Below are 13106 nucleotides of genomic sequence, written 5' to 3'. Positions count from 1 at the left end.
CATTCGGAATGAAGATCACGGATATTCGCCACATCACGGTTCCTATCGAATCGGAAATGGCTAACGCCTTTATTAACTTTTCTAAAATGGACGTCAGCGTATTGGCGATAGAAACCGACGAAATTCGTGACGGGCAAAAAGTCATCGGCTACGGGTTCAACTCCAACGGTAGGTACGCCCAGCCAGGGATTTTGTCGCACCGGGTCGTCCCTCGCGTGCTTGAACAGGATTCGAAAAACCTCATCAACCCAGAAACGGGTCATCTAGATCCTGCGCTTATTTGGAAAGCGGCAATGGTGAACGAGAAACCGGGTGGCCACGGTGACCGGGCTGTCGCCCTAGGCATCCTCGACATGGCGTCTTGGGATCTTGCTGCGAAACTTGCAGGGAAGCCTGTTCAGAATCTGATGGCTGAAATTCCTGGTGTTGGCTTAGGAAAGCCACTCGAGAAAGTCTGGGTGTATGCGGCCGGGGGTTATTACTACCCGGATCGGGGAACCGACGCGCTTGTGGAAGAAATGCTCAATTATGTGGGCATGGGCTATCGCACCGTGAAGATGAAAATCGGGGGCGCTTCGCTCGAAGAAGACATCCAACGCATCGAGGCAGTGCTGGACGCGCTACCTGAAGGTGTCACCCTCGCTGTTGACGCCAATGGACGATTCGACGGGGCTGAAGCCGTCCGATACGGAAACGCTTTGGGGAACTATCCACTCCACTGGTACGAGGAGCCGACCGATCCGCTCGACTTTGAGGGACTAAAAATGGTTGCCGATTCGTATGAGGGCCCTCTGGCCACCGGGGAAAACCTGCTCTCCCGGGGAGAAGCAAACAACCTGGTGCTTTATGGCGGTTTGCGTAAAGACCGAGACGTACTCCAGATGGACTCCGCATTGAGTTATGGGTTCACGGAGTATCAAAAAACGCTGGCCGACTTGAAGGAAAAAGGTTGGGATGCTGGGCGGTGTGTGCCCCACGGTGGACACCAATTCAACCTCGCAATCGCCGCCGCGTGTGGTCTGGGAGGCTCCGAGTCCTACCCAGGAATCTTCGAGCCTTTCGGGGGTTTTGCCGACTCTATTGACGTCGTCGATGGGCACGTCGGTTTGCCCGACATTCCGGGAATCGGGTTAGAGGCGAAATCCTCCCTCGCGCCCATTCTTGCCAAACTCTCCTGAGGTGACTGCCCCGGTCGGGAACACGGTCCCTCGTAGTGCCATGAGGAGAGGGAAGTAATGAGTGTTTCTGACCGGGGTGGCGGCTCAAGGGTTGATGCGGTACTCGCCATTTTTATGGTGGGCCTGGTCACTGCTGTAATGGTGTCTGTTTTCGTCCCCGCTGCGAGGATTGTTTCGGGGGTACTTCTCTTACTGGTTGGTATCACTGGTTATTCGAGGCTTCGGCGGGGCCAAAAAATTGCGATTTCCATTTTGTCGACGCTCGGTGTTTCTCTGGCAGTAGCCGCCGCTTTTCGGGGATTTACGCCGACTTTCGGGGCAGCTCTGTCAATTAACCAGGACATCGTTGCCATGATTCTTTCGGTGTCTTTTGTGGCAATGGTGGCAAGCCCAAAAGTTGAATCACCATCCCGACTGCGAGGCCCCAAGGCCGTCCTGCGAACGGCAGTGGTGTCCCATTTTCTGGGCAGTGTGATCAATCTCAGCGCGGTGACACTGGTGGGGGACAAATTGGCGGGTGGTAAAAAACTGACCCTTCCTAATGCCCTGTTGTTATCGCGTACATACTCAATCGGCGCCTACTGGTCGCCGTTTTGGGCCGCTGCAGCGGCAGCACTCACATTTGCTCCGGGGGCCAACGTCAGCATGCTCGTAAGCTTCGGCTTGGCGTTTGCGATGGCGACACTCGTTCTCGGCGTGGTGGGAGTGATCCGTCGTATGGGAGACGATGTTGCTGACTATCGGGGTTACCCTCTGGCCCCCACAGTTGTCCTCCTCCCCATCATTCTTGTCATTATCGTCATGGGTAGCCATTGGCTGTGGCCGGAGGTACGCACGACCAACCTTGTCCTGATGGCATCGTTAGGACTGACAATCTTGCTGCTTTTATGGCGAGATCCGAAAATGGTTGTCCGACGTTTGTTTGAGCATTCGCGAAATGTGCTCCCGGGTATGCGCAGTGAGTCAATATTGTTTGCCTCAGCCGGTGTTCTGGCTGTGGGATTTTCCTTTTACCTCCAGACAACCCGCATCGCGCTGCCCGAAGTTGAGTTCGGTGTGTGGTTTGCGTGGCTGGCAATGATTGGCGTCGTTGCGCTTTCGACACTCGGTGTGCACCAGATCATTTCAATCGGTGTCCTCGCTACCGTCATCGCGCCGCTACACCCCGACCCCACGCTCTTTGCGATGGCCTGTACGGCGGCTTGGGGTACATCGGCTGCTATTAGTCCAATCGGAGGCCTGAACCTTTACATAATGGGGCGCTTCGGTCGATCAAGTACAGAGCTCGCTAAGGAAAATATTGTGTATGTCCTTGGGGTGATTGCTCTTGCGCTCCCACTGCTGGCCACCGTTGCCTTCGTTGTGGGCGCGGGGTGGTAAGCGCCCAAACCCACAATTACACCCTGAGGAGCGAGAAGCTCTGTTAACGTTTTCACTCGGGAACACAGAGGTTTGTGGAAATCCAGAGAGAAGTGTGCTGTGGCGACGATTAGAGACATCGCAAAAAAGGCAGGAGTCTCGCCTGCATCGGTGACGCGAGTTATCGGCGGGTACCCCAATGTTTCTGATTCACTGAGGGAACGGGTACTAGAAGCCGTCAACGAGGCAGGGTACAAACCGGACTTGTTGGCTGCTGGTTTGCGCCGAGGAACGACCAAAACCGTGGGTGTAATTATCAACGACATCCTCAATCCCGCCATTGCACAAATGGTGGACATCATCGAGAGCCAGCTTCGTGAAGCTGGCTATGGAGTCGTCTTCGCCAACTCCAACGGCGACCCCGCAAACGACCTCGAAGGTCTGCGCCTTGTGCTTCAGCGCCGAGTTGACGCACTGATTGCGTCGTTTGCAGACGATCAGGCGGAAGAGTTAGCCAAAAATCTCACTAACCCAAGTATTCCTACACTCCTGGTTGATCGACAGATGAACGTCGAGGGAGTGTCAGCTGTTCTCACCGACCACTATTCAGCGGCGGTCGTTCTGACACAACATCTCATTGATCAGGGGCACACTCGCATCGCCCTGATCAATGGTTCTCTCGCCGGCTATCCGAGCCGTGAACGGGCAAAGGCTGTGAAGGACACCTTGTTAAAAAATGGTCTGCCAGTTGAGGAAAGCCTCTTTCTTTCTGGGCGTGGATCCGAAGAATTTGGTCGGTCCGCAGCCCAGGAGATCTTCGGAAGAAATGATCGTCCAAGTGCATTGATTGTCGGCAATGGAAATACGGGCGCCCTCGCGGGAGTGCTGGACGAAATACGGAGCCTGGGAATTGGCATAGGAACAGAGCTCGCTCTGGCTGCATCCGAAGATGGTCCGCTTTGCACCCTCCACAGCCCGCCAATCACCACACTGCGGAGGGACATTTCAGACTTCGCGAGGCGGGCCACTCGCTTGACCCTTCAGCAACTGGAAAACAAGGGCAAGAATGCGTACGAAGTCCTCCTGCCAATGAATCTTATTGTTCGGGACTCCACCAACTGGCAACACCACTGAACCACCGCGGGTGAGCGCACCCATTTTGAGGTTTTTGCTTTCGCCTCTTGGGATTTTCTGCGGAGTGTGATTGAATATGTTAACCGTGCTGAAAACGGTACCGAACATAGCGATGGGGCTAGGGAGCTGCAGATGACGTCACGTGTTTGGCCTCACATCCCAAGTATTCGCTGGCGTTTTTACGCTTTCTTTGCGTTTCATGCAGTTTTTTTTGGCGCTGTTATGAAATCGATATCAAACACTTTCATGTCCAGCCCTGTTGCCGGGGGATTGACATGGAAATGAAAAAGGGCCCCTCCGCACAATGGGCGATTTCTGAACACCCTCGGGTTGCACAGTGGATCGGTGCTGTGGGCACAGTAGCTACCGAAACCGTCTCTCAGCGTGTGGTCGAGAACCTCGATAAGGCCCTGGAGCCTCTCGGGTCCACTCGTAAAATGCGCCCAACATTCGATGTGGTTGACCTTTGCCCGGACCCACTGGTGTTCGCTGTCAATTCAGGACTCCCTCGCCTTCGAGTGTTGGATAAGCAAATAGACGGCGGAAGTTTCTTTCATACCGCGCAGCGCTTGACCGAAGGGGAGATTACCCTCGTGCCCCGAATCTCCGAGATTTGGGAGCGTCGCACGAGCGACGGCCGCTGGATGATTAAGACAGTTTACGAAACGACTGTTTACACAGCGCGCGGATATTTAGTCGGCAGCGCGCGAGGAATAAGCCTCGATATCTCCAACGGGACGGAAGCCTAATGGCAGCTTCTGTTGGAGTTTTCGCTACTGGAATGACGTGGGAGGAGTCCCCAGTTATCGCCAGGACGGTCGACCTAGTGCACTGGGCGGTAGGGGCAAACGACTACACCGACTTCCATTTCGATTCAGAAGCGGCGCAGTCCCGAGGATTCGATGGACCCGTCGTGAATGGCCCCTGGAAAGCTCGAGCGATGAAAGCATTCCTTGAAGCGCGAGCCGAACCGCACGACGTACTGTTCGATGTAATCGACATCGATTATCGGCTTCCCGATGTCGTAAACCGGGAGTTGGTATTCGCGTTTGAAGTACTTGACGCCCAGTCGGATTCTCAAGGCAACCTGCGTGCTGAGATTGCGGGGGAGGTGCGCAATCCCGTCGGTGAGGTAACTACCAAGGCAAATTTGAAAGTGGTAGTCGCTACTTCACTGGAGACCGATGAGTTGCCCCTTGATGCCACTAAAGACGCATTGTCGATGGGCAAGGCCCATGGCCCATTCACTTACACCCTCCATCACAGCGATTTTCTCCGTTATCAGCAGATATCGGGACGCCCCGCCGACGAAGTAGATGACGTGATGCCCGCCGCGTTCTTCGGCGCCATCGACCCCGTAGAGCGCCGAGATCTTGACCTCGACAGTTTCCTGCTCGAGATTCCCCTCACAAAAGTGGGTGGAGGGAATGCGTTCAACGAGGTGTCATACGAACGTCCCATTAGAGCGGGCGAAGTACTGACCGTGATGACCACGTATACCGACGTGTTTGAAAAGAAAGGCCGTTCGTCCCGCCTGTTCTTTAGAGTTCGTGAAAACGTCTACCGAGACGAGAAAGGTGAGAAAGTCGCCGTCTCTACTAACGGTCACGTCATCGCCTACGCATCGGAAGGAGCTCAGAAATGATTGCCACGCTCGCGCTACCTGAAGTGGGTTTCCGTTTGACGCCCCGCGTGGTGGTCCCCACAACTACTGACTTAGTGAAATTTGCGGCCGCCTCCTCTGATTACAACTTGATCCATTACGACCACGAATACGCGAAAACACGAGGTTTCAGTGGCGTGATTGTCCACGGATTTTTCAAGGCAGCCTTTCTCGCTGAGCTTGCTCGTGCCCATGCGCCACACGGCAGTTGGTTTCGTTCCCTGAAAGCGACATACCTGGGTGTCGACAAAGTGGGCCGCCCCATCACACTCGAGGGCTCAGTAACCGAAGTTGATCAGGAAGCGCACAATGTGACTTTCGACCTTTCGACGAAAAACGCGGAAGGGCAACAGACCACTTCGTGTCAGGCGGTCGTGTCGTGGACACCAGCAGAGTCAGGGGGTGAGAGATGACTACTCACAAAATTGCCACTCTCCCGGGAGATGGAATCGGAAACGAGGTCGTTCCGGTCGCAATGGACGTGGTCAACCGGTTGGGCGAGATGCACGGGTTCACCATGGAGTGGGAGATTCAGGACTGGGGATGCGAAAGGTATGTCCGGGAAGGCTCCATGATGCCCTCTGACGCCCTGGACCAGATTGCATCTAGTGATGCCATTTTCTTGGGGGCAGTAGGTGCCCCTGGAGTGCCAGACCATGTGTCCCTGTGGGGCATGTTGATCCCTATTCGTCGCAGGTTTGACCAATACGTGAACCTTCGGCCCGCAAAAATCCTGAGAGGTATTCCTAGTCCACTCAAAGACGACAGGGCGCAAAACTTCGACATGGTCGTCATCAGAGAGAACGTCGAAGGCGAATACTCGGCCATTGGTGGCCGACTGTATTCGGGAAGCGACAACGAGCTCGCCATCCAAGAAAATGTGTTCACCCGGCGGGGCGTGACCCGCGTAATGGCCTATGCGTTTGAGCTTGCCCAGAAGAGGGGTAATCACCTCACGTCAGCCACAAAATCAAACGGAATCATCCACACCATGCCGTTTTGGGACGAAATCTTTGACGAAATGTCTGCACGACATGCTGATGTCACGGTTGATCAGTACCACATTGACGCATTGGTCGCCATGTTTGTCCTAGACCCGTCACGATTCGACGTAGTTGTCGCATCCAACCTTTTTGGCGACATCCTCACCGACCTTTCTGCCGCAATGGCCGGAAGTATCGGAATCGCACCGAGCGCGAATATCAACCCGGAAAGGATCCACCCTTCGATGTTCGAGCCGGTACACGGATCCGCGCCGGATATCGCGGGGAAAGGCATTGCAAACCCCATTGGGCAGGTTTGGTCGGCGGTATTGATGCTGGAACACCTTGGTCACCCCGTGGCAGCCAAGCACCTGATGCATTCAATGGAAGAAGTGATTGCCTCCGAAGTTCGTACACCAGACATTGGGGGGACGGCCACTACGCACGAAGTGGCAGAGGCCCTGATGGCGCAAATCGATGCCGACCTATCGCAATTTACATCGCAGGGACGGGGGTGACGATCATGAGATTTTCCGATGACGCAATCGTGATTACTGGTGGCTCCGGGGGAATGGGTGAGGCGATGGCTCGCCGCCTTCTCGCGGACGGCGCCCGTGTCGCGTTAGTTGATGTGAACGAAGAGGCTCTCAATAGCGCCCTGGCCAGGCTTGGTGTGGAGTCGTCACAGGCCGTTGGTCTCGTTGCTGACACCACAAATGAAGAGTCGATGAAGCGCGCAATGTCTGAGGTGGCTGCCACATTCGGCAGCGCGACAGGCCTCATCACCGCAGCGGGAATCCGCCAAACTGCTGCACTTTTCCATGAAATTGACCTCGACAGGTGGGACCTCATCAACAAAGTGAACGTCATGGGAACCCTCGTTGCTATTCGGGTGTGCCGTGAACAGTTGATCTCGACCAAAGGTTCAGTAGTCACAGTGGCCAGTGTGACTGCGGGAGGCGCTCGTTGGGCTCAATCCTCCTATGCCGTGAGTAAGGCTTCCGTATCCCATCTGACCAAACAGGTTGCCTTGGAGCTCTCTCCCCATGGAGTGAGGGTCAACTGTCTGTGTCCCGGTGTAACGAACACTCCAATGATCGCCGAAGCGGCCAAGACCGACGGCCCCGGGGTTTTGGAAGCCAAAGTGAATGGGTCCCTTGAGCAGTTTCGACCGGGGATACCTCTGGGCCGACTTGCCGAACCAGAAGAGCAGGCCGCGGCGGCGGCGTTCCTGCTCTCCTCGGATGCTTCATTCATTACGGGCATTGATTTATACGTCGATGGCGGCGTATCGATGATCGGTTAGACGGCGGAACAGGAGAGAGGAGCACACGTGGGAGTAGCAAGTAGTTTCTTCCGATTTATTTGGGAAAACAAGCTCGTAGCACTGAGCTTTTTCATCATCGGGGCCGTGCTGTCCTCAGCGCTCTTCCTTGATTTTTTGGCGCCCTTCGACCCGTATCTGATCGAAATGTCTCTGCGTAACCTACCGCCGGGAACTCCTGCTGAATCAGGTGGCGTATATCTGCTCGGTACGGACCCGCTCGGTCGCGACATACTCTCGCGGATCATGCTGGGCTCACAGGTGTCAATGTCGGTAGGCATCGCCAGTGTCGTGATCTCAGGGACTCTAGGCACATTCCTTGGATTGTTGGCGGGTTACTACCGCGGGTGGATTGACACCATGATCATGCGCTTGGTGGATATTCAGATGAGTGTTCCGTCGTTGCTTATCGCCCTGCTCGTCCTGTACATCCTCGGCCCAAGTTTCTTAAACGTTGTCCTAGTTCTCGCCATTACCCGGTGGATGGTGTACGCCCGTGTTGCCCGAGGCCTTGTCCTCTCGTTGCGGGAAACCCTTTTCGTGGAGGCCGCTCGTTCGCTCGGCGCATCTGACGCGCGGATCATCATGAAGCACCTCATGCCAAACATCAGTGCTCCATTGCTCGTGCTTGCCACATTGGAGCTTGCGGTCATGTTGCTGACGGAAGCATCGTTGAGCTTCCTCGGCCTCGGTATTCAACCGCCTGATTCGTCATGGGGTTTGATGCTCGCCGAAGGGCGAACCTATCTGACCAGTGCGTGGTGGTTAGTCGCGGTGCCGGGGTTCGCGATCTTGCTCACCACTTTGAGCGTCAACATCATTGCCACCTGGTTGCGCCAGAAAACACTCGACGAGCGAGGAAAGAAAACCCTTGAGAAATCAGATACGGGTGTCAAGAAGCAAGCAGGGGGTGGGCAGTAATGGCTGAGACGCAAATCACCCGGGAAATGGCCCTTGGCTGGGTTCGGTCAAACCTTGACTCATACCCCCACGCTCCGCAGGTATCGGTGCACGATCCTTTTACCGGTGAAAGTGTGGGCACCATTGCCGACTGCGGTAGCGCAGAGGTCAATAGCGCGGTTGCGGCCGCGCTGCGTGCATTTAAGACCGGTCTTCCCCGGGCTCAGCGCATCACAATTCTGGAAGAAGCAGCCCGTGGCCTTGACACACGGCGAGATGAATTCGCGGCGGTGATTGCTCTTGAGACGGGCAAGAGTCTCAAAGACTGCCGAACCGAGGTCGCTCGAGCCACCGAAACCTTGCGTTATACGGCTGCAGAAGCACGAACCCAGTCGAGTCGGGTCATACCCGCTGATGCTGCAGAAGCGGGTGAGGGAGCCCTCGCTATGGAAATGCGGGTTCCCCGTGGGGTTGTGGGGGCAATTACTCCATTCAATTTTCCGTTAAACACCTCGGTGCATAAAGTCGCCCCCGCTCTCGCCGTGGGGTGCTCCGTTGTGCACAAACCCGCCCACCAAACTCCGTTGACAGCTCTCGCACTTCAGGATCTTTTCCGCGAGGCAGGTTTAGGGGCCGGGTGGCTTGAAGTCTGCACTGATGGCGGCGGAAATGCGGGACGGGCTCTCGTTGAACACTCAGACGTCGCGGTAATCAGCTTCACCGGAAGCAATGTCGTTGGTTGGGAAATTGCGCAGAAGGCTCCAAAAAAGAAGGTCCTGTTGGAGTTGGGCTCTAACGCACCGGTCATTGTGACCGAAACGGCAGACCTTGCCCATGCTGCGAAACGCATTGCAACAGGAGGTTTTGGTTCAGCGGGGCAAAGCTGCATTTCGGTGCAGCGAGTCATTGCGCACCAGTCCATCGCGTCGAAACTTGAAGACCACTTAGCGGCGGTAGCGGGCGAGATTCAGGCCGGTGATCCATTTGATCCGAAAGTCGACATTGGCCCACTGATTTCTCTCGAGGCCAGCAGTCGAGTGCGGGAGTGGGTCCAGGAGGCCGTGGAGATGGGCGGAGCCATTGTGGGCAACACCCCAAACAATGACTCGGTAGCAATCGCGCCAATAATTATTTCCGGAGCACCGGAGAAATCTCGGATTCGACAAAAGGAGATTTTCGGGCCAGTCATCACCGTGTTGCCCTACAACACCTTTGACGAGGCCCTTGCGATCGCAAACGACACCATATTTGGCCTACAGGCCGGCGTCTTCACCTCAGACGTCAGCGAGATGCTCAGTGCCTTCCACCAACTCGAATTTGGCGGAGTGCTCATCAATGACATTCCGACCGTTCGACTTGACCACCAGCCATACGGAGGAGTCGCTGAATCCGGCAACACTCGGGAGGGGCCCCATTACGCCATGGAAGAGCTCACGCACTTGCGCTACCTCTCCATACGGGCGGGAAACCCCGGAGGTGACTCGTGACTGGTGCGCTAGAAGGAGTTCGGGTTATCGACTTCACCGAGCGGGTGCAAGGGCCCTACGCAACCCAGATTCTGGGTGATCTAGGTGCTGAAGTAATCAAGATCGAGCGTGTTCAGGCGGTAACCCCCGACGGTAGGCCTGACGAGCGTTACGGGATTCCACAATCCGAAGGGTCTCTCTATCGAGCTACATTCCTCGCTAATAACAGGAATAAGCGCTCTTTGGCTATCAACATCAAAGATCCAGACGGTCGAGCTGTGGTGCTGGACCTTATCGAAAACGCAGATCTTGTGTACGAAAATTTCCGGCCAGGAGTGATGGATCGCCTCGGGTTGGGATTTGATGCCTGCCGCGAAGTGAACCCGTCCATTATTTACGTGTCGGCCACAGGTTACGGCGATGATGGCCCTTACGTCGCTCACCCCGGCCAAGATCTACTCGCGCAGGCGCTCAGCGGAATGGGCCAGATGAATGTTGCTCCAGATGGCCGGCCCCTTCCTGTAGGGATGTCGATTACCGATGTCCTGGGCGGCATGTTTGGGGTGGTGGGTGCCTTGGCGGCCATTATCCATCAGCGCCGAACCGGGGAAGGACAGCGCGTTTCTGTCGACCTTCTCTCTTCTGCGTTGGCTGCCCAAGGGGAGCACCTAGTCCACTACATGAATAGTGATGTGGGTGAGCCATACCGTGAGACCGCACAGCACGCTCATGGTTACATCCCACCGCCATACGGCTTCTATCGAACCCAAGACGGTTTCATTGCGCTCTCTAGCGGCCGGCAAATCGGAGATATTTGCCACCTTCTTGGCATCGACGATTTAAGCCAGGATTTCCGCTTTGACACCTTCGAGAAGCGCCTTGCTCACCGCAGCGAATTCGAAACCATTCTTGAGGCCGGTTTAGCGGCCAAAACAACCGATGAATGGTTGGCGGAAATGATTCCCGCCGGAATCTTTGCGCAGGCGGTCAACACATTCGAAAAGGCTTTAGCAGACCCTCAAGTTGCCCACCGAGGCATGGTGCAACACGCACACCACAGCGCTGGGGACGTCAATCTCATTGCATTGCCTATTTCCCTATCGGAAACGCCACCTTCCTTAAGGCTCGCTCCACCCGATCACGGCGAGCACACACGTCAGGTCCTGTCCGAACTCAACATCGATGAATCTCACGTTGAGGAACTATTTAGCAGAAAGGTCGTCGCATGACGGACACACAAACGCTGGCCGCGAAGACCCCTCCGACAGCCGGAGAATTAATTCTCGACGTCCAAAACCTGTCTGTCGGCTTTAACGGAGCCAACGGGAAAGTGTTCGCGGTAAATGACCTCTCTTTCCAGGTCAAAGCCGGTGAACGCTTAGGGATAGCCGGTGAGTCCGGCTCGGGTAAATCGGTCACGGCGCTTGCTTTGTTGGGCCTTTTGCAAGGCGCTGAAATCGAAGGCAGTGTGTCGTTTCGCGGCCAAAATCTTTTGGAACTCCCACCGGCCGCACTGAGACGCATTCGTGGGTGGGATTTTTCCTACATTTTCCAAGACCCACTTTCTGCGATGGACCCCGTGCGCACGGTTGGTGACCAGGTAAGCCAGGTTCTCCGACTAAGGGGTATCTCGAAGAAAGAGGCACGCGAGCGAACCATCGACATGCTTGATCGTGTCGGGATCAGGAACCCAGAAGCTCGATTTAAGGACTACCCCCATCAGTTCTCAGGAGGCATGAGGCAGCGCGCCATGATTGCCATGGCGCTGATAGCAAACCCATCACTCGTGGTCGCTGATGAGCCAACGACAGCGCTGGATGTTCGCGTTCAGGCTCAAGTTATCGACCTACTCTACGAACTCACGGAAGAGCGCGGTACAGCAGTCGTCTTTATCACTCACGACTTGTCGATCATGGCCGGTTTTGCGCAGCGCATGATGGTCATGTACGCGGGCCGCATTGTTGAGGCCGCGACAACTGACGAGATTTACTACCGTTCTGTGCACCCCTACACGCTGGGTCTGCTGAACTCTCTACCCCGGGTGTCGGGTGATCTGGCCACTGAATTAGCAACGATTGGTGGCCAGCCACCAGCACCGAGCAACATACCGCCGGGATGCGCTTTCGCGCCCAGGTGCCGCTATGCATTGCCGGAATGCTCAGAAGCGGTTCCTGTGTTGGAAACCCCTCCAGGTGGCACTCACCCGAGCCGGTGTATTCGTTCTTCATGGCTCGCTGAACAACCGGGGGTGTTGCGATGACGGAAATCATGCTGGATGTAAGAAACCTGGTCAAGGAGTTCACGGTCCAATCCGCTGGTGGATCCGTCATGAGGGCTGTCGATGACGTCAGCTTTACCGTTTTCGAGGGCGAAGCCCTCGGCTTGGTCGGAGAGTCAGGTTCTGGCAAGTCGACAACCGCGAGATGTGTGTTGCGGCTGATTGAACCCACCGACGGCGAAGTGTTTTTCCGAGGCAAAGACGTCGTCTCAATGAATCGTCGCGAGTTGAAAGCGTTTCGACGTGAGGCTCAGCTGATTTTCCAAGACCCATACTCGTCCCTCGATCCGAAAATGCGTGTGGGGGACATCATCGCTGAAGGGATTCATATCCACCAACCACGAACGTCGAAGGACGACCTGTTGGCTGAAATGCGTCGCCTTATCGATCTCGTCGGCCTGCGAGAAGATCACCTCAACCGTTTTCCAGAATCATTTTCGGGAGGTGAACGCCAAAGGATTGGCATCGCCCGGGCGCTCGCCGTGGGGCCGAAGCTATTGGTGTGTGACGAACCGGTGGCTTCCTTGGATGTGTCGATTCAAGCTCAGGTCCTGAACCTCTTCCAGGAGCTGAAAGAGCGGCTCGGATTGACCATTTTGTTCATCGCCCATGATTTGGCCACTGTGCGCCACCTCTGTCAACGAGTAGCGGTGATGGAACAGGGTTGCCTTCGAGAAATCGGAAGCCGAGATGACGTTTATCACAACCCCACTCATCCCTATACAAAGTCGCTCATGGCGGCCGTTCCAGAACCCGATCCAGTCACAGAGCGCGAAAAGGTTCAGAAACGTTTGCGGGATAAAAAGAGGGAGGCGGAGTAA

At 55.6% G+C, this 13106-nt stretch carries 13 protein-coding genes; all 13 read left to right on the top strand.

All coding sequences use genetic code 11. From position 1 onward, the window contains the following. Positions 1-8: 8 nt before the first annotated feature. Positions 9-1178, top strand: a complete 1170-nt coding sequence (locus C3B54_RS06320; RefSeq protein ID WP_104913742.1) for an enolase C-terminal domain-like protein — start codon at positions 9-11, stop codon at positions 1176-1178. 57 nt (positions 1179-1235) lie between these two features. Beyond that, entirely contained in the window at positions 1236-2558 is a 1323-nt protein-coding gene (locus tag C3B54_RS06315) for a hypothetical protein (RefSeq protein ID WP_104913741.1), read from the top strand. A 99-nt stretch (positions 2559-2657) separates the two neighbouring features. Next, the gene (locus C3B54_RS06310) at positions 2658-3671 is read left to right on the top strand and encodes a LacI family DNA-binding transcriptional regulator (RefSeq protein ID WP_158665571.1); all 1014 of its coding nucleotides are present in this window, start codon (positions 2658-2660) and stop codon (positions 3669-3671) included. 275 nt (positions 3672-3946) lie between these two features. Continuing rightward, positions 3947-4420 (top strand): hypothetical protein, encoded by a 474-nt coding sequence (locus tag C3B54_RS06305; protein WP_104913739.1) that lies wholly within the window; start codon positions 3947-3949, stop codon positions 4418-4420. After that, positions 4420-5316 (top strand): FAS1-like dehydratase domain-containing protein, encoded by an 897-nt coding sequence (locus C3B54_RS06300; protein ID WP_104913738.1) that lies wholly within the window; start codon positions 4420-4422, stop codon positions 5314-5316. Before C3B54_RS06305 ends, C3B54_RS06300 begins: the two co-directional genes overlap by 1 nt. Next, positions 5313-5747 (top strand): MaoC family dehydratase, encoded by a 435-nt coding sequence (locus C3B54_RS06295; protein ID WP_104913737.1) that lies wholly within the window; start codon positions 5313-5315, stop codon positions 5745-5747. The genes C3B54_RS06300 and C3B54_RS06295 overlap by 4 nt, the downstream gene beginning before the upstream one ends. Beyond that, a complete protein-coding gene (locus tag C3B54_RS06290) occupies positions 5744-6835 on the top strand; it encodes a tartrate dehydrogenase (RefSeq protein WP_104913736.1) in 1092 nt (363 codons plus the stop codon). Before C3B54_RS06295 ends, C3B54_RS06290 begins: the two co-directional genes overlap by 4 nt. Before the next feature lie 5 nt (positions 6836-6840). Continuing rightward, positions 6841-7623, top strand: a complete 783-nt coding sequence (locus C3B54_RS06285) for an SDR family NAD(P)-dependent oxidoreductase (RefSeq protein ID WP_158665570.1) — start codon at positions 6841-6843, stop codon at positions 7621-7623. 27 nt (positions 7624-7650) lie between these two features. Beyond that, positions 7651-8562, top strand: a complete 912-nt coding sequence (locus tag C3B54_RS06280) for an ABC transporter permease (protein ID WP_211286283.1) — start codon at positions 7651-7653, stop codon at positions 8560-8562. Beyond that, a complete protein-coding gene (locus tag C3B54_RS06275; RefSeq protein ID WP_104913734.1) occupies positions 8562-10028 on the top strand; it encodes an aldehyde dehydrogenase family protein in 1467 nt (488 codons plus the stop codon). Before C3B54_RS06280 ends, C3B54_RS06275 begins: the two co-directional genes overlap by 1 nt. Continuing rightward, positions 10025-11236 carry a CaiB/BaiF CoA transferase family protein gene (locus tag C3B54_RS06270; RefSeq protein ID WP_104913733.1) on the top strand — a complete coding sequence of 404 codons (1212 nt, stop codon included), beginning with the start codon at positions 10025-10027 and terminating at the stop codon, positions 11234-11236. Before C3B54_RS06275 ends, C3B54_RS06270 begins: the two co-directional genes overlap by 4 nt. Beyond that, positions 11233-12267 carry an ABC transporter ATP-binding protein gene (locus C3B54_RS06265; RefSeq protein ID WP_104913732.1) on the top strand — a complete coding sequence of 345 codons (1035 nt, stop codon included), beginning with the start codon at positions 11233-11235 and terminating at the stop codon, positions 12265-12267. Before C3B54_RS06270 ends, C3B54_RS06265 begins: the two co-directional genes overlap by 4 nt. Beyond that, on the top strand, positions 12264-13106 hold the full coding sequence (locus C3B54_RS06260; RefSeq protein ID WP_104913731.1) for an ATP-binding cassette domain-containing protein: 843 nt from the start codon (positions 12264-12266) through the stop codon (positions 13104-13106). Before C3B54_RS06265 ends, C3B54_RS06260 begins: the two co-directional genes overlap by 4 nt.

The organism is Pontimonas salivibrio, assembly GCF_002950575.1.
Lineage (GTDB): Bacteria > Actinomycetota > Actinomycetes > Actinomycetales > Microbacteriaceae > Pontimonas > Pontimonas salivibrio.
Note: the sequence above shows the minus strand (reverse complement) of the source record. Positions and strands in the feature narration are given on the sequence as shown.